Genomic DNA, 20,278 nt, shown 5'->3' on the forward strand with positions numbered 1-20,278 from the left:
GCCGCGAGGTAGCGGCCGTGCCCCGGGCGGGCGTGGTCGGCGTGCGCGTGGGTCAGCACGGCGCGGGCCACCGGCCGCCACGGGTCGATGTAGAAGTCGCCGGCGGCGCAGTACAGCCCCTCCTTGCGCACGACGACCAGATCGCTCATGGCACCCCGAGGCCAGCCATGGCGGCGCGGCTCAGTAGATCAGCCGGTCCGGCCGGATGTCGCGCAGGATGGTGGTGGCGATTTCCTCGATCGACTTGTGCGTCGAGCTGAGCCAGGCGATGCCCTCGCGGCCCATCATCGACTCGGCCGCCGACACCTCCAGGCGGCAGTTCTCGAGCGAGGCGTACTTGCTGTTGGGGCGCCGCTCGTGGCGGATCTCGCGCAGGCGCTCTGGCGCGATCGTGAGGCCGAAGCACTTCTTCTTGTGCGGCACCAGCGCGGAGGGCAGGGCGCCGCGGTCGAAGTCCTCGGGGATCAGCGGGTAATTGGCCGCCTTGATGCCGTGCTGCATCGCCAGGTAGAGCGAGGTCGGCGTCTTGCCGGAGCGGCTGACGCCGACCAGGATCACGTCGGCGATGTCGAGGTTCTTGGACGACTGGCCGTCGTCATGGGCGAGCGAGAAGTTGATCGCCTCGATGCGATCGGTGTACTCCTGACTCTTTGAGATGTCGTCGAAGCGGCCGACGCGGTGGTTGGACTTGATGCCGAATTCAGCCTCGAGCGGCTCGACGAAGGTGCCCAGCATGTCCAGCACCAGGCAGTGGGCGCTGCGGATGATGCCGCGCACCTCGGTGTCGATCAGCGTGATGAAGACAATCGGTCGCTTGCCCTCGCGTCCGGCGGTGTCGTTGATCTCGCGCACCACCTGGTAGGCCTTGTCGGGGGTGTCGATGAAGGGCCGGCGCACGTGGCGGGGCTTGGCCGAGAACTGCGCCAGGATGGAGTTGCCGAAGGTCTCGGCGGTGATGCCGGTGCCGTCCGAAACGAAGAACACTGTGCGATTTGGCATGGGGAAGAAGGAGCGCGGCGCGCTTTTAGGGGGTGGCCGTCAGGGGAAACGATTGCAACGGGGACCGTACAATCTAAACCAGTTTGCACCTGGCCCTTCAGCATCCGACTCCAGTCATGAGCCCCGCGCCGAGAACAAGACGAACAGGCGTGAGCGCGGCCGACTGGAAGCCTCGGTGGCCGCAACGGTGCGCCCCGGTTTCATCACATCACGGAGTTTTCCCATGTCCAGCTTTGATGCGACCGCCCTGGTCGTCCCGTTCGAACGACTGAGAATGACCGACGTCGACGCGGTTGGCGGCAAGAACGCCAGCCTCGGCGAGATGATCAGCCAGCTCGCGGCCTCCGGCGTGCGGGTGCCCGGCGGCTTCGCGACCACGGCGCACGCCTTCCGGCAGTTCCTCAAGCACGGCGGGCTGGTCGACAAGATCAACGCGCGGCTGTCGGCGCTGAACACGGACGACGTGCGGGCACTGGCCGAGGCCGGTGCCGAGATCCGCGGTTGGGTTGAAGCGCAGCCGTTCCCGGCCGACCTGCAGGACGCGATCGCGACCGAGTTTTCGCAGCTCACCGCCGGCAACCCCGGCGCCTCGTTCGCGGTGCGTTCTTCGGCCACCGCCGAGGATCTGCCCGACGCCAGCTTCGCGGGCCAGCAGGAGACCTTCCTGAACGTCGTCGGCATCGAGGACGTGCTGCACAAGATGAAGGAGGTGTTCGCCAGCCTCTACAACGACCGCGCCATCAGCTACCGCGTGCACAAGGGCTTTGCGCACGCCGACGTGGCGCTGTCGGCCGGCGTGCAGCGCATGGTGCGCTCCGACCTCGGCGCGGCCGGCGTGATGTTCACGATCGACACCGAGTCCGGCTTCAAGGACGTGGTCTTCATCACCTCGAGCTACGGCCTGGGCGAGACGGTGGTGCAGGGTGCCGTGAACCCGGATGAGTTCTACGTGCACAAGCCGGCGCTGAAGGCCGGCAAGCTGGCGGTGATCCGCCGCAACCTCGGCTCCAAGCTGATCAAGATGGAGTTCGCCACGCCGCAGGAAAAGGCGGCCAGCGGCAAGCTCGTCAAGACCGTGGACACGGCGACCGAGCAGCGCAACCGCTACTCGCTGTCCGACGCCGACGTGACCGAACTCGCCCGCTACGCGCTGATCATCGAGGAGCACTACGGCCGCCCGATGGACATCGAGTGGGGCAAGGACGGCGGCGATGGGCAGCTCTACATCCTGCAGGCCCGTCCGGAAACCGTGAAGAGTCAGGCCGAGGGCAAGGTCGAGCAGCGCTACAAGCTCAAGGGCTCGGGCACCGTGCTGGCCGAGGGTCGCGCGATCGGCCAGAAGATCGGCACCGGCCCGGTGCGCATCGTGCACAGCCTGGCCGAGATGGACCAGGTGCAGAGCGGCGACGTGCTGGTCACCGACATGACCGACCCGAACTGGGAGCCGGTGATGAAGCGCGCCAGCGCCATCGTCACCAACCGCGGCGGGCGCACCTGCCATGCGGCGATCATCGCGCGCGAGCTCGGCATCCCGGCGGTGGTGGGTTGCGGCGACGCGACCGAGACGCTGAAGGACGGTGCGCTGGTCACCGTGGCTTGCTCCGAGGGTGACACCGGCTACATCTACGACGGGCTGCTCGAGACCGAGATCAGCGACGTGCAGCGCGGCGAGCTGCCGTACTGCCCGGTCAAGATCATGATGAACGTCGGCAACCCTCAGCTCGCATTCGACTTCGCGCAGATGCCCAACTCCGGCGTCGGCCTGGCGCGGCTCGAGTTCATCATCAACAACAACATCGGCGTGCACCCGAAGGCGATCCTCGACTACCCGAATGTCGATGCCGACCTCAAGAAGGCCGTCGAGAGCGTGGCCCGCGGCCACGCCTCGCCGCGCGCCTTCTACGTGGACAAGCTGGCCGAGGGCATCGCGACGATCGCCGCCGCGTTCTGGCCCAAGCCGGTCATCGTGCGCCTGAGCGACTTCAAGTCGAACGAGTACAAGAAGCTGATCGGTGGCTCGCGCTACGAGCCCGAGGAAGAGAACCCGATGCTGGGCTTCCGTGGCGCGTCGCGCTACATCAGCAGCGAATTCGGCGAAGCCTTCGCGATGGAGTGCGAGGCGCTCAAGCGTGTGCGCCAGGAAATGGGCCTGACCAACGTCGAGATCATGGTGCCGTTCGTGCGCACGGTGAAGCAGGCAGAGCGCGTGGTGGGCATGCTGGCCGAGCACGGGCTCAAGCGCGCGGCGGCCGGCGGCAGCGACGACCTCAAGGTCATCATGATGTGCGAGGTGCCGAGCAACGCCATCCTGGCCGACCAGTTCCTCGCGCACTTCGACGGCATGTCGATCGGTTCGAACGACCTGACCCAGCTCACGCTCGGACTGGACCGCGACTCCGGGCTCGAACTGCTGGCGGCCGACTTCGACGAGCGCGACCCGGCCGTCAAGGCCATGATCTCGCGAGCCATCACCGCGTGCCGTGCCACCGGCAAGTACATCGGCATCTGCGGCCAGGGGCCCAGCGACCACCCCGACTTCGCCGACTGGCTGGCGGCCGAGGGCATCGTGTCGATCTCGCTGAACCCCGACACGGTGGTCGACACCTGGCAGCGTCTCGCCAAGCGCTGAGTTCTGCACGCTGCAAGTCCGCGGGCTGAGCCCCGGACCTCGGAACGGCCCCGATCGGGGCCGTTTGCCGTTTTGCGTGCGCCAAGCTTCGGGTAAGTCCTGACAGGGCATATCAGAGCATCGTCAGGTTTCGTCAGCATCGCGTAAGGCGCTATTTCACAATGAAAGGAACCGTTACGAGGCCCCATGCTGCTGTTCATCGCATCGATCAAGCTCATCGCCGAGATCGCCCTGTGCGCACTGGCCGGACGCTGGCTGCTCGGCGTCTTGGCGGGCGCCAAGCGCGAACAGAATTTCTTCTATCAGTTGCTGAACGGCCTGACCCGCCCCTTCACCACTGCGTTCCGCGCCATCACGCCGAAGCTGGTGATCGACCGCCACATCCCGCTGCTGACCTTCATCGCGCTCGCGTGGATCTGGGTGTTCATGGTGATCGAGAAGGTCAGCCTCTGCCGGGCGGCGCCGGGCCAGGGGCTGTGCCAGTGAATACGACGACTGCGCCGCGCCGCGCCGGGTGGTGGCGCCACCTGCTGCTCAAGTGGCGTGCGCAGATGCTGCTCGTCGTCAATCGGCGTGACGCGGCGCTCGAGACCTTCGACGAGATGCTGGGCCTGTGGCCCGACGACGCCTATGCGCTCGCGAGCCGGGCGCATGTGCTGGCTCAGGCCGGGCGGGCGGATGCAGCGATGGCCGATTTCCGCCGCCTGCTCGACGCACAACCCGAGCATGCCCATGCCTGGTTCAATCTCGGCTTCCTGCTGGAGCAGCAGGGTCGCCTCGACGAGGCCGAACAGGCATTCCGCCGCTCGCTCGAACTCGAGTCCAAGCTCGACAGGGCCTGGTACGGACTGGGTCTGGTGCTGATCCGTCAGCACCGCTACGACGAGGCCGTCGCCGCGTTGAAGCGAAACACCGAACTGCAGCCCATGAGCCCACACGGCTGGTACCAGCTCGCGCGGGTGCATGTCGATCGTCAGCAACCCGAGGAGGCGGCGAAGATCATTCGCCATCTCCAGGGGTTCGAGCCCAAGGTGGCCGCTCAGCTCGAGCGGGAAACCGGACTGCTCGGCTCGCCGGCTGGCGGGCACTGAAAAGCGCCCGTCCACGGGCGGCAGGCATCGCGTCGAAGAACGCGAGGATGGTGGCATCCGCAAGACCGGTGACCCCCCGACGGGGTTGGAGACATCAAGGACAGGAGCGCAGCAATGCAGGTGACTGAACAGCAGCGTCTCTACTGGCAGAAGAACCTCAGGCTCACCTCGATCCTGCTGGCGATCTGGTTTGTAGCGACATTCGTGATGGCGTACTTCGCTCGAGAACTCAGCTTCTCGTTCTTCGGCTGGCCCTTCAGCTTCTACATGGCGGCGCAGGGCTCGCTGATCATCTACCTGATCATCATCTGGGTCTACGCCAGGACGATGAATCGCCTCGATCAAGAACACGGCGTTGCCGAGGAGGACTGACATGGCAGGCATCACACCGAATGGCGCCGCCGCGGGTAGCGGTCGCGCTGCCAATGCGGCCTTCAAGTCGCAACTGAACAAGGTCTACACCTGGTACACCGGCGGCTTCATCGCCTTCGTGATCGTGCTGGCGGTGCTGGAGCAGATGGGGCTGCCGCGCAGCTACATCGGCTTCATCTTCCTGCTGGCCACCGTGGCCCTGTATGCCGGCATCGGCATCATGAGCCGCACCACCGATGCGGCCGAGTACTACGTGGCAGGTCGCCGCGTGCCGGCGGTCTACAACGGCATGGCCACCGGTGCCGACTGGATGTCGGCCGCCTCGTTCATCGGCATGGCCGGCACGCTGTACCTCACCGGCTACGGTGGCCTGGCTTCATCATGGGTTGGACCGGCGGCTACTGCCTGGTGGCGCTGTTCCTTGCGCCCTACCTGCGCAAGTTCGGCCAGTTCACCATTCCCGACTTCCTGGGTGAACGCTACGGCGGCAACCTGGCCCGGTTCATCGGCATCTTCGCCGCCATCCTGTGCTCGTTCACCTACGTGGTCGCGCAGATCTACGGCGTGGGGCTGATCACGGCACGCCTGAGCGGGCTGGCGTTCGAGATCGGCGTGTTCGTCGGCCTCGGCGGCATCCTGGTGTGCTCCTTCCTCGGCGGCATGCGTGCAGTCACCTGGACGCAAGTCGCTCAGTACATCATCCTGATCATTGCGTACATGATCCCGGTGGTATGGCTGTCGGTGAAACAAACTGGCGTTCCGATCCCGCAGGCTATTTACGGATACCAGCTGGAGAAGGTTTCGAAGCGAGGAGACGAACTGCGCGTTGACCCCAAGGAGCTGGAGGTCGTCGGCATCTTCAAGCAGCGAGCTGATGCAGCAGCGGAGAAGCTCAAGGACGTTCCCGCAGCGATGGCGGCCGACAAGGCCTCGGCTGAACAGAAGCTGGCCGAACTCAAGGCGGCCAATGCCCCTCTCGCGGATGTGCAAGCCGCCGAGAAGGTTGTCGGTTCTCTGCCTGCGAGCGAAGCTGATGCACGGAAAGCCTACACCGCGGCGAAGACCGCCAACGAGGCGCGCGCCAAACCGTTGAATGGCATGCCGAATCATGCGCAGATCTATGCAGGAGATCCGAACGGGGACGAGAAGGCCAAGAAGACCTTCGACGAGTCGCGTCGCAACTTCCTGGCGCTGGTGTTCTGCCTGATGGTCGGTACGGCGTCTCTGCCGCACATCCTGATGCGCTACTACACGACGCCCTCGGTCAAGGAGGCGCGCGAGTCGGTGACCTGGTCGCTGTTCTTCATCTTCCTGCTGTACTTCACCGCGCCGGCGCTGGCCGTGCTGGTGAAGTTCGAGGTGTTCAACAACCTCGTCGGCACACCATTCGACCAGTTGCCTGCGTGGATCTCCAACTGGGCGCGGGTCGACCCGACGCTGATGTCGGTAGCTGATATCAACAAGGACGGCATCTTCCAACTGTCCGAGATGAAGATCGGCGGCGACATCATCGTGCTGGCCACGCCGGAAATCGGTGGCCTGCCGTACGTTGTGTCGGGCATGGTGGCCGCGGGTGGTCTGGCGGCGGCGCTGTCGACCGCGGACGGTCTGTTGCTGACGATCGCCAACGCGCTGTCGCACGATCTGTACTACAAGATGATCGATCCGAACGCGTCGACCTCCCGTCGCGTCACGGTCTCGAAGATCTTGTTGCTGGTCGTGGCGCTGGCGGCGGCCTACGTGGCCTCGCAGAAGCCGGCGGACATCCTGTTCCTGGTGTCGGCGGCGTTCTCGTTCGCCGCGGCGGGCTTCTTCCCGGCCCTGGTGCTTGGCATCTTCTGGAAGCGTGCTTCCAGCGCCGGTGCTGTTCTCGGGATGATTCTGGGCCTGGGAACGACCATGTACTACATGGCTCATAACCAGCCTTGGCTGCGTGGCATTTTCGGCATCACAGATCCTGTCAGCCTCTGGTTTGGGATTCAACCGATCTCGGCGGGTCTGTTCGGTGTACCTGTGGGCTTCGCGGTCATCATCATCGTCAGCCTGTTCACGCCGGCACCGAACCAGAAGGTGCAGGAGCTGATCGAGCATGTCCGCTATCCGAACCTGCGCGGCGACACGGTGAAGAGCCTGGGTACCTGAGGCCCCGTGGGGCCGGCCTCCGGGCCGGCCCGCCACGGCTCACTGGCGGCCCCCGGCAACGGGGGCCGTTTCCATTGATGCGGCTATAATCTTTGGCTCACCTTGCCGCACCCCTTGTTGACGCTAGGGGGCGGCTTCCCCGCCGACCGGTCACCGTGCCTGCACGGCCGCAAAGCGGACATCCACAAGGAGTACCGATGCGTCATTACGAAATCGTCCTGCTGATCCACCCGGATCAAAGCGAGCAGGTTCCGGCCATGCTGGAACGCTACAAGGGCCTGGTCACCGCTGCCGGTGGCAAGGTGCACCGCGTCGAGGATTGGGGTCGCCGCCAACTGGCCTACCTGATCAACAAGCTCGCGAAGGCGCACTACCTGTGCCTCAACATCGAGTGCAGCAAGGAAACGCTGCTCGAGCTCGAGACCGGCTTCAAGTTCAACGACGCCGTACTGCGCCACCTCACGGTGGTCAAGAGCAAGGCCGAGACCGCGCCCTCGATCATGATGAAGGCCGTCGAGCGCGAGGAATCGCGCAAGGCGCCGCAGTCGCAGGAAGCCGCTGCCTGATTCCGGTGAAGCCCTGCCTGCCGCAGGCGCCTGCATGAACCGCGTGGTTCTTCAGGCGCAGTTGGTGGAGCGGGGCGTGATGCGCTACACGCCCGCCGGTTTGCCGGCACTCGACTTGAGCCTGAGGCACGAGTCGCAAGTGACGGAAGCCGGGCACCCGCGCCGGGTCTCCCTGGAGATCCGGGCTGTGGGGATCGGGGCGGTGGCCGAGCAGCTCGGCAAGCTGGCGGTGGGAGACACCGCCGGGTTCGCCGGATTCCTCGGGTCCCACCGCAACGGCAAGGGCGTGCTGCTGCACATCACCGAATTCGACGCCCAGCCCGCTTCGCTTTGAGCAACCCGTTTCAGATTTCAGGAGTTCACTATGCCCCCGCCCCGTGGTAAAGGCCGTTTCGGCAAGGACAAGCGCCCGAAGCGCAACACCCAATCGCTGCTGTTCCGTCGCAAGCGCTTCTGCCGCTTCACGGTCACCGGCGTCACCGAGATCGACTACAAGGATGTCGACACGCTGCGCGACTTCATCGCCGAGAACGGCAAGATCACGCCCGCCCGCCTGACCGGCACGCGTGCCTTCTTCCAGCGTCAGCTGTCGACCTGCATCAAGCGCGCCCGCTTCCTGGCCCTGCTGCCGTACAGCGACCAGCACAAGTCCTGAGGAGCCCACCATGCAAATCATCCTGCTCGAGAAGGTGGCCAACCTCGGCAACCTCGGTGAGGTCGTCAAGGTCAAGGACGGCTACGCACGCAATTTCCTGATCCCCAGCGGTGCTGCACGTCGTGCCACCGAAGCGGCGGTCAAGGAATTCGAAGCCAAGCGCATCGAACTGGAAAAGGCTGCGGCTGCGAAGCTGGCCGCCTCCCAGGCCGAGGGCGAGAAGCTCAACGGCAAGACCATCAGCATCACGCAGAAGGCCGGCGTCGATGGCCGCCTGTTCGGCTCGGTCACCAACCACGATATCGCCGAAGCGCTGGGCAAGGCCGGCTTCAAGGTCGTGAAGTCCCAGGTGCGTCTGCCCAACGGTCCGCTGAAGACCGTGGGCGAGCACCCGGTGACGGTGGCGTTGCACACCGACGTGGTGGTCGACGTGAACGTGACGGTGGTCGGCGAGACCGACTGAGTCTTCTGTCCGCTCGCGACGAAGGCCGGCATTCGCCGGCCTTTGTTTTTGCGGCGGCGCCTGTACAGCGCCGCCCCCAGGCCACCCACCGGATTTCCACAGACTTGCCCACAACGGCGGGTCGGCGACCGGCATAAGATTGAACGATGTCAGCCATTTTCTCCGGGGGCGGCGCGCGCCCTGACGCCCGCGGCGACGACGAGGTCGCCCGACTGCGCATCCCGCCGCAATCCATCGAGGCCGAGCAGAGCGTGCTGGGGGGGCTGCTGATCGACAACGGCGCCTGGGACCGGGCCGGCGACCTGCTGAACGACGGCGATTTCTACCGCCACGAGCACCAGTTGATCTACGGTGCCATCGGCAAGCTGATCAACGCCAGCAAGCCGGCCGACGTGATCACCGTCTACGAGCAGCTGCAGTCGCTCGGCAAGGCCGAGGAGGTGGGCGGGCTGGCCTACCTGAACCAGCTCGCGCAGAGCGTGCCGAGCGCGGCCAACCTGCGCCGCTATGCCGAGATCGTGCGCGAGCGCAAGATCCTGCGCGACCTGGTCGCCACCAGCGATGAGATCGCCACCAACGCCTTCAACCCGCGCGGTCGCGCGGTCTCCGAGATCCTCGACGAGGCCGAGGGCAAGATCTTCAAGATCGGCGAGGCCGGCTCGCGCACCAAGCAGGGCTTCCAGGGCATGGACACCCTGGTCGTGCAGCTGATCGACCGCGTGACCGAACTGGCCGAGAACGGCGCCGAGGAAGTGACCGGCGTGCGTACCGGCTTCTACGACCTCGACCGCATGACCGCCGGCCTGCAGCCGGGCGACCTGATCGTGCTGGCGGCGCGCCCGTCGATGGGCAAGACCGCGTTCGCGCTCAACATCGGCGAGCACGTCGCGGTGCAGGAAGGCCTGCCGGTGGTGGTGTTCTCGATGGAAATGGGCGCCTCCCAGCTGGCGTTGCGGATGGTGGGTTCGCTCGGCCGCATCGACCAGTCGGGGCTGCGCACCGGCCGGCTGCGTGATGACGAGTGGGGGCGTCTGACCGAGGCGGTCGACAAGCTCGGCAAGGCCAGCGTCTTCATCGACGAGAGCGCGGCGCTGACGCCGAGCGAACTGCGCGCCCGCGCCCGCCGTCAGGCGCGCCAGTGCGGCCAGCTCGGCCTGATCGTGGTCGACTACCTGCAGCTGATGAGCGGCTCCAGCTCGAACGAGGAGAACCGCGCCACCGTGATCGGCGAGATCTCGCGCGGCCTGAAGTCACTGGCCAAGGAACTGAAGTGCCCGGTGATCGCGCTGTCGCAGCTCAACCGCAGCGTCGAGACGCGCACCGACAAGCGACCGATGATGAGCGACCTGCGCGAGTCGGGCGCGATCGAGCAGGATGCCGACGTCATCATGTTCATCTACCGCGACGAGTACTACAACAAGGACACCAAGGAGCCTGGTGTTGCCGAGATCATCATCGGCAAGCAGCGTAACGGCCCGGTCGGCACGGTGAAGCTCACCTTCCTGAAGCCCCTGACCAAGTTCGACAACCTCGCGCCGGGCAGCAGCGGCAGCGACTACTGACGCCCGGGCGGGGTTTCAGGGTGGGCGGCTTGACAGTCGGCCCCCATGTACATACGCTGTCCATGGACAGGGGCAAGGGGCCCCGATCGGGAGAGACGACATGGCCGCAGCCGTCGAACGCATCGTGGTGCAGGCAACCTCGCAGGACAAGAAGGCGATCGCCGCCAAGGCGAAGCGTCTGGATCTGCCCGTGTCGGAACTGATGCGCCGCGGCGCCTTCGCCTACGAGGCCAAGGAAGCGGACCAGGAACTGGGCGTACTGGCCGATGCCGCGCGCGATGCTGCCGATCGCGCCGGCGCCGCCATCGACGATGCACTGAGCTTTATCGAGGCGAGCAACAAGCGCATCGCCGCGATGGAGGCGAAGGCGTCCCGCTCGCCGAAACCAGCCGCCGGCCGGGCAGCGGTGCGCAAGGCCGCCTGATGGGCGTCACCGACCGCGTCTGGGGCGCGCTCACCTCGATGATCAAGCTCGAGGACAAGGTCAACCGGCAGTCCGACGCGATGAAGCTGCAGCAGCAGAAGATCGAGGACCTGACCGGCCGCGTGATCCGGCTCGAAGCCCAGCTCGAACTGCTGACCACGGCTGCGGTCGTGAAGCGGTTGAAGAACGACTGAGCCTCGGCCGCGCGACCGGCGCGACCGTCAGTGGAAATCGCGCGAACTCGTCGCCAGCCGGCCCAGCCAGGGCGTCATGTCGACCAGTCGCCGCGCCAGCAGGTGCGTCACGCCTTCCGGCGAGCGCTGCCATTCCCCGGCCACGGCCAGCAGGCGTGAGGCGAGCAGCGCCTGGCGGAAGCGCTCGCGCACGCCCTTCCAGACGATCACGTTGACCGAGCCGGTCTCGTCTTCCAGCGTGACGAAGATCGTGCCCTTGGCGGTCTCGGGCTGCTGGCGGCCGACGACGATGCCGCAGGCCCAGACGCGGCAGCCATCCTTCAGGGCGCCGAGCTCCCGCGCGTTGCGCCAGCCACGCTGTACGAGTCGCGGACGCAGCAGCGCCAGCGGATGGCGGCGCAGCGTGAGCTGGGTGCTGGCGTAGTCGAGCGTGATCTCCTCGGCCTCGGGCGGCGCGGGCAGGACGAGAGGGTCTTCGCGATGCGGCGCGTCGGCGAGCAGGGCGGTGCGGCGGGGCTGGCCACTCGCATGCCACGCCTGTTGCCGGCGGTGGCCGGCCAGGCTCTGCAGTGCGTCGGCGCGGGCCAGCACCTGCAGGGCCTGGGGATCGAGCCCGGCGCGCCGCGCCAGGTCGTCGAGGCTGGCGAATGTCGACACAGCGCGGGCAGCCACGATGCGGTCGGCGGCCGCCTCGCTGAAGCCAGAGACGAGGCGCAGCCCCAGGCGTACGGCGGGCTGCAGCGAGCGTGCCGCGCAGGGCGTGCTGCCCGGTGACGCCGGCTCGAGCGTGCAGTCCCAGCCGCTATGGCCCACGTCGACCGGGCGCACTTCGACCGCGTGGCGCCGTGCGTCCTGGACCAGCTGCGACGGTGCGTAGAAGCCCATCGGTTGCGAGTTCAGCAGCGCGGCCAGGAAGATCGCCGGCTCGTGGCACTTGAGCCAGGCGCTCAGGTAGGCCAGCAGCGCGAAGCTGTAGGCGTGGCTCTCCGGGAAGCCGTACTCGCCGAAGCCCTTGATCTGCTCGAAGATGCGCTCCGCGAACTCGCGGTCGTAGTTCTTTTCCACCATGCGACCGACGATGCGCTGGTGGAATTGCTGCAAGCCGCCCTTGCGTTTCCAGGCCGCCATCGCGCGGCGCAGTTCGTCGGCATTGCCGCCGCTGAAATCGGCCGCGATCATGCAGATCTGCATCACCTGCTCCTGGAAGATCGGGATGCCGAGCGTTCGCTCGAGTGCGTCCTCCAGCTCCTTATAGCGAGGCGGTGGTCGCTGGCCTTGGTGCTCCAACTCGCGTTGCTTCAGGTAGGGATGCACCATGCCGCCACTGATCGGGCCCGGCCGCACGATCGCGACCTGGACCACCAAGTCGTAGAACTTGCGGGGCTTCAACCGGGGCAGCATGCTCTGCTGGGCTCGGCTCTCGATCTGGAACACGCCCACGGTGTCGGCTTTCTGGATCATTTCGTAGGTGGCGATGTCCTCGCGCGGAATGTCCTGCATCCGCCATGACGGGGATGTGGGTGCGCCGCCGTTGGCGCCGGGCGGTGGGCCGCGCCAGTCGGTGATCAGCGCGAGCGCGCGCTTCAGCGCGCTCAGCATGCCCAGCGCCAGCACGTCGACCTTCAGCAGCCCCAGCGACTCGAGATCGTCCTTGTCCCACTGGATCACGCGGCGGTCCTTCATCGCGGCTTTCTCGATCGGCACCAGGCGTGACAACGCGTCCCGCGCGATGACGAATCCGCCGACGTGCTGCGACAGGTGCCGCGGAAAGCCGATCAGCGCGGCGCTCAGCGCCAGCCACTGCCGGGTGACCGGGGCGTCCGGATCGAAGCCGGCCTCGACCAGCCGGGCGGGCAGCGCCGCACGCCCGTCGAACCACTGGTGGCTCTTCGCGAGGCGGTCGATGCGCTGCCCGTCCAGCCCCAACGCCTTGCCGACCTCGCGCACCGCGCCGCGCACGCGGTAGGTCGAGAGCGCCGCTGCCAGCGCGGTGCGGTGCGTGCCGTACTTGCCGTAGATGTACTGGATGACTTCCTCGCGCCGCTCGTGTTCGAAGTCGACATCGATGTCGGGGCCTCGCCACGCTCCTCGCTGATGAAGCGCTCGAACAGCAGCGGGGTCTGCGTCGGGTCGACCTCGGTGATGCCCAGGCAGTAGCAGACCGCCGAATTGGCGGCCGAGCCGCGACCCTGGCACAGGATGCCCTTGGAGCGGGCGAAGCGCACCACGTCGTGCACGGTGAGGAAGAAGGCCTCGTAGCGCTTGCGGAAGATCAGCGCGAACTCGCGTTCGATCTGCGCCTGCACCGTGCCGGGCACCCCGCCGGGATAGCGCACGCAGGCCCCTTCCTCGGTCAGGCGCCGCAGGTGGCTGCTGGCCGTCTCGCCGACCGGCACGATCTCGTCCGGGTACTCGTACTTCAGCTGCTCCAGCGAGAAGTCGCAGGCCCGCGCGAGGTCCACGCTGCGCTGCAGCCACTCGGGACGGCAGAGCTGCGCCAGCGCCAGCCGCGAGCGCAGGTGCTGCTCGGCGTTGCGCATCAGCGCGTAGCCGCAGTCGGCGACGCGGCGCTTCAGGCGGATCGCGGTCAGCGTGTCCTGCAGCGGCTTGCGCGAGCGCACGTGCATCAGCACGTCGCCCGCCGCCGCCAGTGGCAGGCCGGAGGCGGCCGATGCGTCGAGCAGGCGCTCCACGAAGGACTCGTCGTCGGCCCAGCGCAGCAGCTCGACCGCGATCGAGGCGCGCTCGCCGCAGCGGCCCGCCAGCCAACGGGCCTGCGCGAGCAGGGTGGCGTGAGGCTCGTCGCGGCGTGGGATCAGCAGCGCCAGGCAGTCGGGCACGCCGGCGGCATGGCCCTGGCCGGCCAGCAGCGCATCGAGGTCGTCGACGCTCAGTTGGTAGTGCCCCTTGGCGCTGCGGCCGCGACCGAGCGTGATGAGACCACAGATCTGGCATAGCCTTCGCGGTTCTTCGCCAGCAGCACCAGGCGGCAGCCCGGTGCGGTGGGCGAGGCCGCGAGCGTGAACTCGCTACCGATGATCAGGGCCGGCAACGGCGGGTTGCCGTTCTCGCGCAGCCGCTTCAGCGCCGCATGCGCCCGCACCACGCCGGCCACCGAGCACTCGTCGGTGATCGCGATCGCCGCATAGCCGAGCTGGGCGGCGCGCTCCACCAACTCCTGCGGGTGCGAGGCGCCGGTCAGGAAGCTGAAGTTCGAGCGGCAGTGCAGCTCCGCGTAGGCCGGCAGCCCGGGTCGCGTCCAGTGCAGCGGCGGCGGCGGGGGCGATGCCGGCTGCGGCGTCTTGGGATGGGCTGGTTGCGGCATCGTCTCACCCGAACCAGCCGTGCAGGAACCAGCCCCCCGACGAGGCGTCGCCGGGGTGCTCGCGGTAGATCCAGCGCAGCCGGTGGTCGGGGCCCTCGGCCACGTGGTAATCGCGCCGCACCAGCGCGCCGTCGAACCAGCCGGCCTCGATGCGCTCGGCCCGCGAGCACACCCGCAGGGGCCCACCATGCCGCGGCCGGCCCAGGGCATCGCTGGCCAGCGGCAGCGGCAACGGCAGCAACCAGAGTGGTCGGGGGGCGGTGGGAGCGGGCGCCGTGGTCGCAAAGGGCGCTGGGGGCGGTTCGCCGACCGACCGGACACGCTGCGCGTGCTCGGGTCGGTGATCGGCCCGCGGCACCCAGCGCCGCACGTGATCACTCCCCAGCCGCGCGGTCAGTCGGTCAAGCAGCGCGGCGTGTTCGCCGTCCTGCCGGCCTGGTCCGGGCAGCAGCTCGCCAGGCGTGCCGCCGTGCGGCACGGCGGCTTCCAGTTCGAGCGCGAGCTCGTAGACCGGCGCGGCGAGCACATGGCGCTGCAGGCGCTCGCGCCACAGCAGCGCGAGCTGGGCGATGTCGCGGCTCGGGGCCGACAGCTGCAGTCGCAGCCGGGTGTCGGGGCAGGGCTCGCGGCCGTGCTCATGGCGCAGTCTCAGTGCCAGCACCGTGACGGCCTGCCAGCGCAGCTGCAGCCAACCGCGCAGTGCCGGCAGCAGAGCCTCGACGGCGGCCATCAGCACCGCAGCCTCGTCGGCGCGCTGCAGCAGTTCGCGTCGGGCCAGGAAGTGCTCGGGCGGCACGAACCACGGCCTCGGGTCTGGGGCATCGCCATAGCAGCGGTCGAGCGCCCGGCCCAGGTCCACGCCGAGCCGGCGCTGCAGACCGGCACGTGGCAGCGCGCGCAGCGCCCCGAAGGTCCGGATCCCCAGCGCCTGCAGCAACTCGCTCTGGTGGAGGCTGGGCGGCAGCAGACGCGCCAGGCTCGCTACCGGCAGCCGATCCAGCTGCTGCGCACTGCTCCGGGCCTGCAGTGCATGTCGCCGGGCCAGGCCGCTGGTGGCGAACAGCCAGGCGGCGCCGGGGGTGGGCGCACAGCCCGTCCGCACCTGCACCCCGCTCGTGCGCGCCAGGGCTTGTGCTCGGTGCAGCAGCGCATGGATGCCGCCGAACAGCCGCAGCGTGCTCTGCACTTCGAGCAGCACCCCGTCCGGAATGAGGCTCAGGTGGGGCGTGAGCGCAGCGAGCGCCAGGGCCAGTCGCTCGACCAGCGCGGCCTCGCGCGGCCGGTCACGCGGGAACACGACGAGCTGCGGCAGCAGGGACAAGGCCGTGGCCACGCTCTGCCCGGCCCGCACCCCGAGGGCGTGCGCCGCGCGGTTGGCGCCGAGCAGCATGTGCTGCTCGGTCACCGCCACCGGCAGCGCGGCCTCAAGCCCGGTGTGCGAACCGGGCAGAGCTTGCAGCGGCAGCTGGGGCAGGTAGAGGGCGATCCACAGCATCGTGAGGACTCCCAGTGAGCGGCGACGCGGGGCGCACCGATGCCGGCCAGGGCAGGGCCAGCTGCAGGGGGCGGGCCATCGGCGGGCCGCGGCGCTTGAACACGTCGACGGCCAGGGCATGGCCCGGCAGCGGTTGACAGGCCAGGCGCAGCGGCGCCGGGCTGCTCAGCGAGCGGGCCGCGGGCGCCTGCAGGCTCAGCAGGCGTGAGACCGCTGCGCGGCCAGGTGCAGGCGGCGCAGCGTGGGGCGGGTCACCGGCCGTTCGCTCCACCACAGCACGGCGGCGCAGCTGCCGGCGCGCACCGCCTGCTCGGCGGCCCAGGCGGCATCGATCGCTGTCTGCGGCGCCAGGCACAGCAGCCGTGAGCCGTCCAGGCCGAGGGCCTGCAGCGCGCTCAGGCAAGGCCAGCCCGGGGGGTTGATCCAGACCATCTCCCGCGCGGTGTCCTGGCGCTGCTCCAGACTGCGCAGCCAAGGTGCCAGCAGCGTCAGTTCGCCGCAGGCCGGCGTGGCCAGCAGTTCGGTGAGGCCGCTCGCGGGCCAGCCTCCGCCAGGCAACTGCTCGTCGAGCGCCGGCCATCCGGTGGAAAGGGTCGGCAGCGGCGGCCGAGCCAGCACGCCGGCCCGCCATAGCGCAGCCCCGGGGCGGTCCATGAAGGAGGCCAGGCCGCGCGGCGGTGGCGACGGTGCGGTGGCGGCGGGGTCGAAGAGCATGGCGGAGAAGCAGACGGAGATGAATACTGTACATAAATACAGTATCCATGTGCGCGATTCCGCTCCATGCAGATCCCCGTCGGCGGAGGCCCCCGGGATTGGCTTACGGGTTCATCCGGTGTGCGGCGAGGGTGAAGGCCGGCACGCTCGCGCTTGCATTTCGCACCACCCCTGTCCCAGGAGACATTGATGAGCACCCCCGACACCTGCTGCAGCATCGCGCCTTATTTCAAGGTGGCGCCCGGCAAGCTCGATGAGTTCAAGGCGCTGACCGCGCGCTTCATCGAGAAGACACGCAGCGAACCCAAGTGCGCGCACTACGCCTTCAGCTTCGATGGCGATGCGGCGCACTGCCGCGAAGGCTATGACGGTGCAGCAGGCCTGCTGGCCCACCTGGAAAATGTCGGTGCCCTGCTGGGCGAGGCACTGAAGATCGCTGAAGTGACGCGGGTCGAAGTGCACGCGACAGCAGCCGACATCGAGCAACTGCGCGAGCCGCTGAAGGGCCTGAACCCGCAGTACTTCGTGCTGCAGAGCGGCGGCTTCCGCCGCTGAGGCAAGCCCGGGCCGGATGAAGCCCATCCTCTGGGCTTCATCCGCCGAGCGCGCGGTTCAGACGCGCTCGAAGATCGCGGCGATGCCCTGACCGCCGCCGATGCACATCGTCACCAGCGCGTAGCGGCCGCCGGTGCGCTGCAGTTCGTACAGGGCCTTGGTGGTGATGATGACGCCGGTTGCGCCGACCGGGTGGCCGAGCGAGATGCCCGAGCCGTTGGGGTTGACCTTGGCAGGATCGAGGTCGAGCTCGCGCACCACGGCACAGGCCTGCGCGGCGAAGGCTTCGTTGGACTCGATCACATCGAGGTCCTGCACCTTGAGGCCGGCCTTCTTCAGTGCGAGTTGGGTCGCTGGCACCGGGCCGATGCCCATGATCTTCGGCTCCACGCCGGCATGGGCGTAGGCCACCAGGCGTGCCAGCGGCTTCAGGCCCCCGGCCTTGACAGCCTCGGCGCTGGCCAGCACCACGGCCGCCGCGCCATCGTTGATACCCGAGGCATTGCCGGCCGTGACCAGGCCGCCGTCCTTCTTGAACGCGGGCTTCATCTTGGCCAGCGTTTCGACCGTGGTGTCGGCCTTCACGTGCTCGTCGGTGTCGAAGCTCACGGTTCCCTTGCGGGTGACGATCTCGACCGGCACGATCTGGCTCTTGAAGCGGCCCTCGGCGATCGCCTTGGCGGCGCGGTGGTGACTCTCGGCGGCCAGCTCGTCCATCATGCTGCGGGTGATGCCGAACTGCTCGGCCACGTTCTCCGCGGTGATGCCCATGTGGATCTTGTGGAAGGGGTCGTGCAGGATGCCGACGGTGTAGTCGACCATGGCCGTGTCGCCCATGCGCGCGCCCCAGCGGGCCGTGTTCACGTGGTAGGGGCCGCGTGACATCGACTCGGCGCCGGCCCCGATGGCCAGCTCGCAGTCACCCAGCAGCACCGACTGCGCCGCCGAGACGATGGCCTGCAGGCCCGAACCGCACAGGCGGTTCACGTTGAAGGCCGGCGTTTCCTTCGACAGCCCGGCGTTGATCGCGGCGACGCGGCTCAGGTAGGCGTCGCGCGGTTCGGTCGGGATCACGTTGCCCATGGCCAGGTGGCCAATGCTGTCGGCCGCTGCGCCGCTGCGCTCGATCGCTGTCCTGACCGCCAGCGTGGCCAGGTCGGCCAGGGGCGTGTCCTTCAGCGTGCCGCCGTAGGTGCCGATGGCGGTGCGCGCGGCACCGACGACGAAGACGTCTCGGGAAATGGTCATCGCAGGTCTCCTTTTGTGCAGAGCATCAATTGTGCGCCTGCCGCCCGCGGGCACCCCTACCCGTGCAGGTGGGCCTACAACACGTCCGACGCGTAATCGGCCAGCCGCGAGCGTTCGCCGCGCGCCAGCATCACGTGGCCGCTGTGTGGCCAGCCCTTGAAGCGGTCGACCGCGAAGGTGAGGCCCGAACTGCCTTCGGTGAGGTAGGGCGTGTCGATCTGCGCCAGGTTGCCCAGGCAGACGATCTTCGTGCCCGGCCCGGCGCGCGTGATCAGCGTCTTCATCTGCTTGGGCGTCAGGTTCTGCGCCTCGTCGATCAGCACGAACTTGTTCAGGAAGGTGCGCCCGCGCATGAAGTTCAGGCTCTTGATCTTGATCTTGCTGCGGACCAGGTCATTGGTCGCGGCGCGGCCCCATTCGCCGGCGCCCGAGTCATTCTTGGACAGCACCTCGAGGTTGTCGTCGAGCGCGCCCATCCACGGGCCCATCTTCTCTTCCTCGGTGCCGGGCAGGAAGCCGATGTCCTCGCCGACCGGCACGGTCACGCGGGTCACGATGATCTCGCTGTAGCGGCGATCGTCCATCACCTGCGACAGGCCGGCGGCCAGCGTCATCAGCGTCTTGCCGGTGCCGGCGGTGCCGGTGAGGGTGATGAAGTCGCAGTCCGGGTCCATCAGCAGGTTCAGCGCGAAGTTCTGCTCGCGGTTGCGTGCGGTCACGCCCCAGATGGCGTTCTTGGCATGCGAGTAGTCCTTCAGCGTCTTCAGCACCGCGGTCTTGCCGGTGATCTCGGTGACCTTCGCGTAGAGCGGTGCGGCGCCCGGGGTCTCGAGGTAGACGAACTGGTTGACCATCAGCACCGGCACCAGCGGCCCGGCGATGCGGTAGAACGTGGAGCCGCCTTGCTGCCAGCTCTCCATGGTCTTGCCGTGGCGCTCCCAGAAGTCGGCCGGCAGCGGCAGCACACCGGTGTAGAGCAGGTCGCCGTCTTCCAGCGTCTTGTCGTTGAAGTAGTCCTCGGCCGGCAGGCCCAGCGCACGGGCCTTGATGCGCATGTTGATGTCCTTGGACACCAGCACCACGTCTCGTGTCGGGTGCTGCTCGCGCAGGCCTTGCACCACGCCCAGGATCTGGTTGTCGGCCTTGCCCTGCGGCAGCCCGGCCGGCAGCTTGGCGTCGAGGAAGGTGGTCTGGAAGAACAGGGTGCCTCCGGCCTCCTTGTGACCGGTCTTCGCGAGCGCTACGCCGGCTGCGGGATCGAACTTCGCGCTGTCGGCGCCGCCGGCCAGTGCGTCGAGCTCGCGGCTGACCTGGCGCACGTTGCGCGAGACCTCGCTCATGCCCTTCTTGTGCCCGTCGAGCTCCTCGAGCGTGATCATCGGCAGGTAGACGTCGTGCTCGTCGAAGCGGAACAGCGACATCGGGTCGTGCATCAGAACGTTGGTGTCCAGGACGAAGAGCTTGGGCGGGCCGCTGGCGCGCGGCTTGCGCGGGCGCGGTTCCGTGGCGGTGCCGCGGCTGATGGCCTTGACCGGCAGTAGCCGGCCGCCGGGGCCTGTACTGCTCGCGGCGTGGCAGCGGGTGCCGGGGCGGGCGCCTTGGCGGCCGGCGCCTTGGGGTGGGGGTCGAACAGGTCGAGCAGGGCAGGACCGGGGTGGTCCTGCTTGGTGGCGCGGGTGCCCGGTTTGGGTGCGGCCTGGGAGTCGAAGTCGCTGGCGCTGAGGAGGGAGGCTTTCTTGGCGGGCGGTTTGGGCAGGGGCATGGACTTCGAGGGCCTTAAGAAGTGAAAAAGCCGCACAGTCGCCTGTGCGGCTTGCTCGGATGCGGTGAATGACTCACGGGCA

Annotated in this window: 16 protein-coding genes and 4 pseudogenes; 13 read left to right on the forward strand and 7 right to left on the reverse strand. The window is 67.9% G+C overall.

Going from position 1 to position 20,278, the window contains the following annotated elements; all coding sequences use genetic code 11:
- Together Y694_RS24165 and Y694_RS08835 are read right to left on the reverse strand one after the other, a co-directional pair.
- Window positions 1–149: pseudogene (locus Y694_RS24165) on the reverse strand (DNA ligase-associated DEXH box helicase); the annotation flags it as partial.
- 31 nt (window positions 150–180) lie between these two features.
- Entirely contained in the window at window positions 181–999 is an 819-nt protein-coding gene (locus Y694_RS08835) for a pyruvate, water dikinase regulatory protein (RefSeq protein WP_011829119.1), read from the reverse strand.
- A gap of 223 nt (window positions 1,000–1,222) precedes the next feature.
- On the opposite strand from Y694_RS08835, the gene ppsA reads away from it, so the two are divergent.
- The 12 genes and pseudogenes from ppsA (at window position 1,223) to Y694_RS08895 (ending at window position 11,097) form a co-directional block, all read left to right on the forward strand.
- Window positions 1,223–3,628, forward strand: a complete 2,406-nt coding sequence (ppsA, locus tag Y694_RS08840) for a phosphoenolpyruvate synthase (protein ID WP_036231683.1) — start codon at window positions 1,223–1,225, stop codon at window positions 3,626–3,628.
- Window positions 3,629–3,814: 186 nt separating this feature from the next.
- Window positions 3,815–4,114, forward strand: a complete 300-nt coding sequence (locus Y694_RS08845; protein WP_011829121.1) for a hypothetical protein — start codon at window positions 3,815–3,817, stop codon at window positions 4,112–4,114.
- Between the two features lie 65 nt (window positions 4,115–4,179).
- On the forward strand, window positions 4,180–4,719 hold the full coding sequence (locus Y694_RS08850; RefSeq protein WP_231497605.1) for a tetratricopeptide repeat protein: 540 nt from the start codon (window positions 4,180–4,182) through the stop codon (window positions 4,717–4,719).
- Between the two features lie 114 nt (window positions 4,720–4,833).
- Complete coding sequence (locus Y694_RS08855; RefSeq protein ID WP_036231685.1) at window positions 4,834–5,091, forward strand: DUF4212 domain-containing protein; 258 nt, start codon at window positions 4,834–4,836, stop codon at window positions 5,089–5,091.
- Window position 5,092: 1 nt separating this feature from the next.
- Window positions 5,093–7,233: pseudogene (locus Y694_RS08860) on the forward strand (sodium:solute symporter family protein).
- Between the two features lie 197 nt (window positions 7,234–7,430).
- Window positions 7,431–7,799, forward strand: a complete 369-nt coding sequence (rpsF, locus tag Y694_RS08865) for a 30S ribosomal protein S6 (protein ID WP_036231687.1) — start codon at window positions 7,431–7,433, stop codon at window positions 7,797–7,799.
- A 34-nt stretch (window positions 7,800–7,833) separates the two neighbouring features.
- A complete protein-coding gene (gene priB, locus Y694_RS08870; RefSeq protein ID WP_036231689.1) occupies window positions 7,834–8,133 on the forward strand; it encodes a primosomal replication protein N in 300 nt (99 codons plus the stop codon).
- A 30-nt stretch (window positions 8,134–8,163) separates the two neighbouring features.
- Window positions 8,164–8,454 carry a 30S ribosomal protein S18 gene (gene rpsR, locus Y694_RS08875; protein WP_011829127.1) on the forward strand — a complete coding sequence of 97 codons (291 nt, stop codon included), beginning with the start codon at window positions 8,164–8,166 and terminating at the stop codon, window positions 8,452–8,454.
- A 10-nt stretch (window positions 8,455–8,464) separates the two neighbouring features.
- Window positions 8,465–8,917 (forward strand): 50S ribosomal protein L9, encoded by a 453-nt coding sequence (rplI, locus tag Y694_RS08880; protein ID WP_036231691.1) that lies wholly within the window; start codon window positions 8,465–8,467, stop codon window positions 8,915–8,917.
- Between the two features lie 146 nt (window positions 8,918–9,063).
- Window positions 9,064–10,479, forward strand: coding sequence for a replicative DNA helicase (gene dnaB / locus Y694_RS08885; protein ID WP_036231693.1), 1,416 nt, complete (start codon window positions 9,064–9,066; stop codon window positions 10,477–10,479).
- A 100-nt stretch (window positions 10,480–10,579) separates the two neighbouring features.
- Complete coding sequence (locus Y694_RS08890; RefSeq protein WP_036231695.1) at window positions 10,580–10,903, forward strand: hypothetical protein; 324 nt, start codon at window positions 10,580–10,582, stop codon at window positions 10,901–10,903.
- Window positions 10,903–11,097, forward strand: a complete 195-nt coding sequence (locus tag Y694_RS08895) for a hypothetical protein (RefSeq protein WP_036231697.1) — start codon at window positions 10,903–10,905, stop codon at window positions 11,095–11,097. The genes Y694_RS08890 and Y694_RS08895 overlap by 1 nt, the downstream gene beginning before the upstream one ends.
- A 27-nt stretch (window positions 11,098–11,124) precedes the next feature.
- Here Y694_RS08895 and Y694_RS08900 read toward each other — a convergent pair.
- From Y694_RS08900 to Y694_RS25675, 3 genes and pseudogenes are all read right to left on the reverse strand, one after another.
- A pseudogene (locus Y694_RS08900) lies at window positions 11,125–14,422 on the reverse strand (error-prone DNA polymerase).
- A 4-nt stretch (window positions 14,423–14,426) separates the two neighbouring features.
- A complete protein-coding gene (locus tag Y694_RS08905; RefSeq protein ID WP_036231699.1) occupies window positions 14,427–15,917 on the reverse strand; it encodes a DNA polymerase Y family protein in 1,491 nt (496 codons plus the stop codon).
- A gap of 195 nt (window positions 15,918–16,112) precedes the next feature.
- Entirely contained in the window at window positions 16,113–16,631 is a 519-nt protein-coding gene (locus Y694_RS25675; protein WP_051495672.1) for a hypothetical protein, read from the reverse strand.
- 189 nt (window positions 16,632–16,820) lie between these two features.
- Here Y694_RS25675 and Y694_RS08915 point away from each other — a divergent pair, with 189 nt between their 5' ends.
- Window positions 16,821–17,186 (forward strand): putative quinol monooxygenase, encoded by a 366-nt coding sequence (locus Y694_RS08915; protein ID WP_011829134.1) that lies wholly within the window; start codon window positions 16,821–16,823, stop codon window positions 17,184–17,186.
- A gap of 57 nt (window positions 17,187–17,243) precedes the next feature.
- On the opposite strand, the gene Y694_RS08920 is transcribed toward Y694_RS08915, so the two are convergent.
- Together Y694_RS08920 and Y694_RS08925 are read right to left on the reverse strand one after the other, a co-directional pair.
- Window positions 17,244–18,434, reverse strand: a complete 1,191-nt coding sequence (locus Y694_RS08920; RefSeq protein WP_011829135.1) for an acetyl-CoA C-acyltransferase family protein — start codon at window positions 18,432–18,434, stop codon at window positions 17,244–17,246.
- A gap of 74 nt (window positions 18,435–18,508) precedes the next feature.
- A pseudogene (locus Y694_RS08925) lies at window positions 18,509–20,196 on the reverse strand (PhoH family protein).
- Between the last annotated feature and the right edge of the window lie 82 nt (window positions 20,197–20,278).

It is taken from the genome of Methylibium sp. T29-B, assembly GCF_000576225.1.
Classification (GTDB): Bacteria; Pseudomonadota; Gammaproteobacteria; order Burkholderiales; family Burkholderiaceae_C; genus Methylibium; species Methylibium petroleiphilum.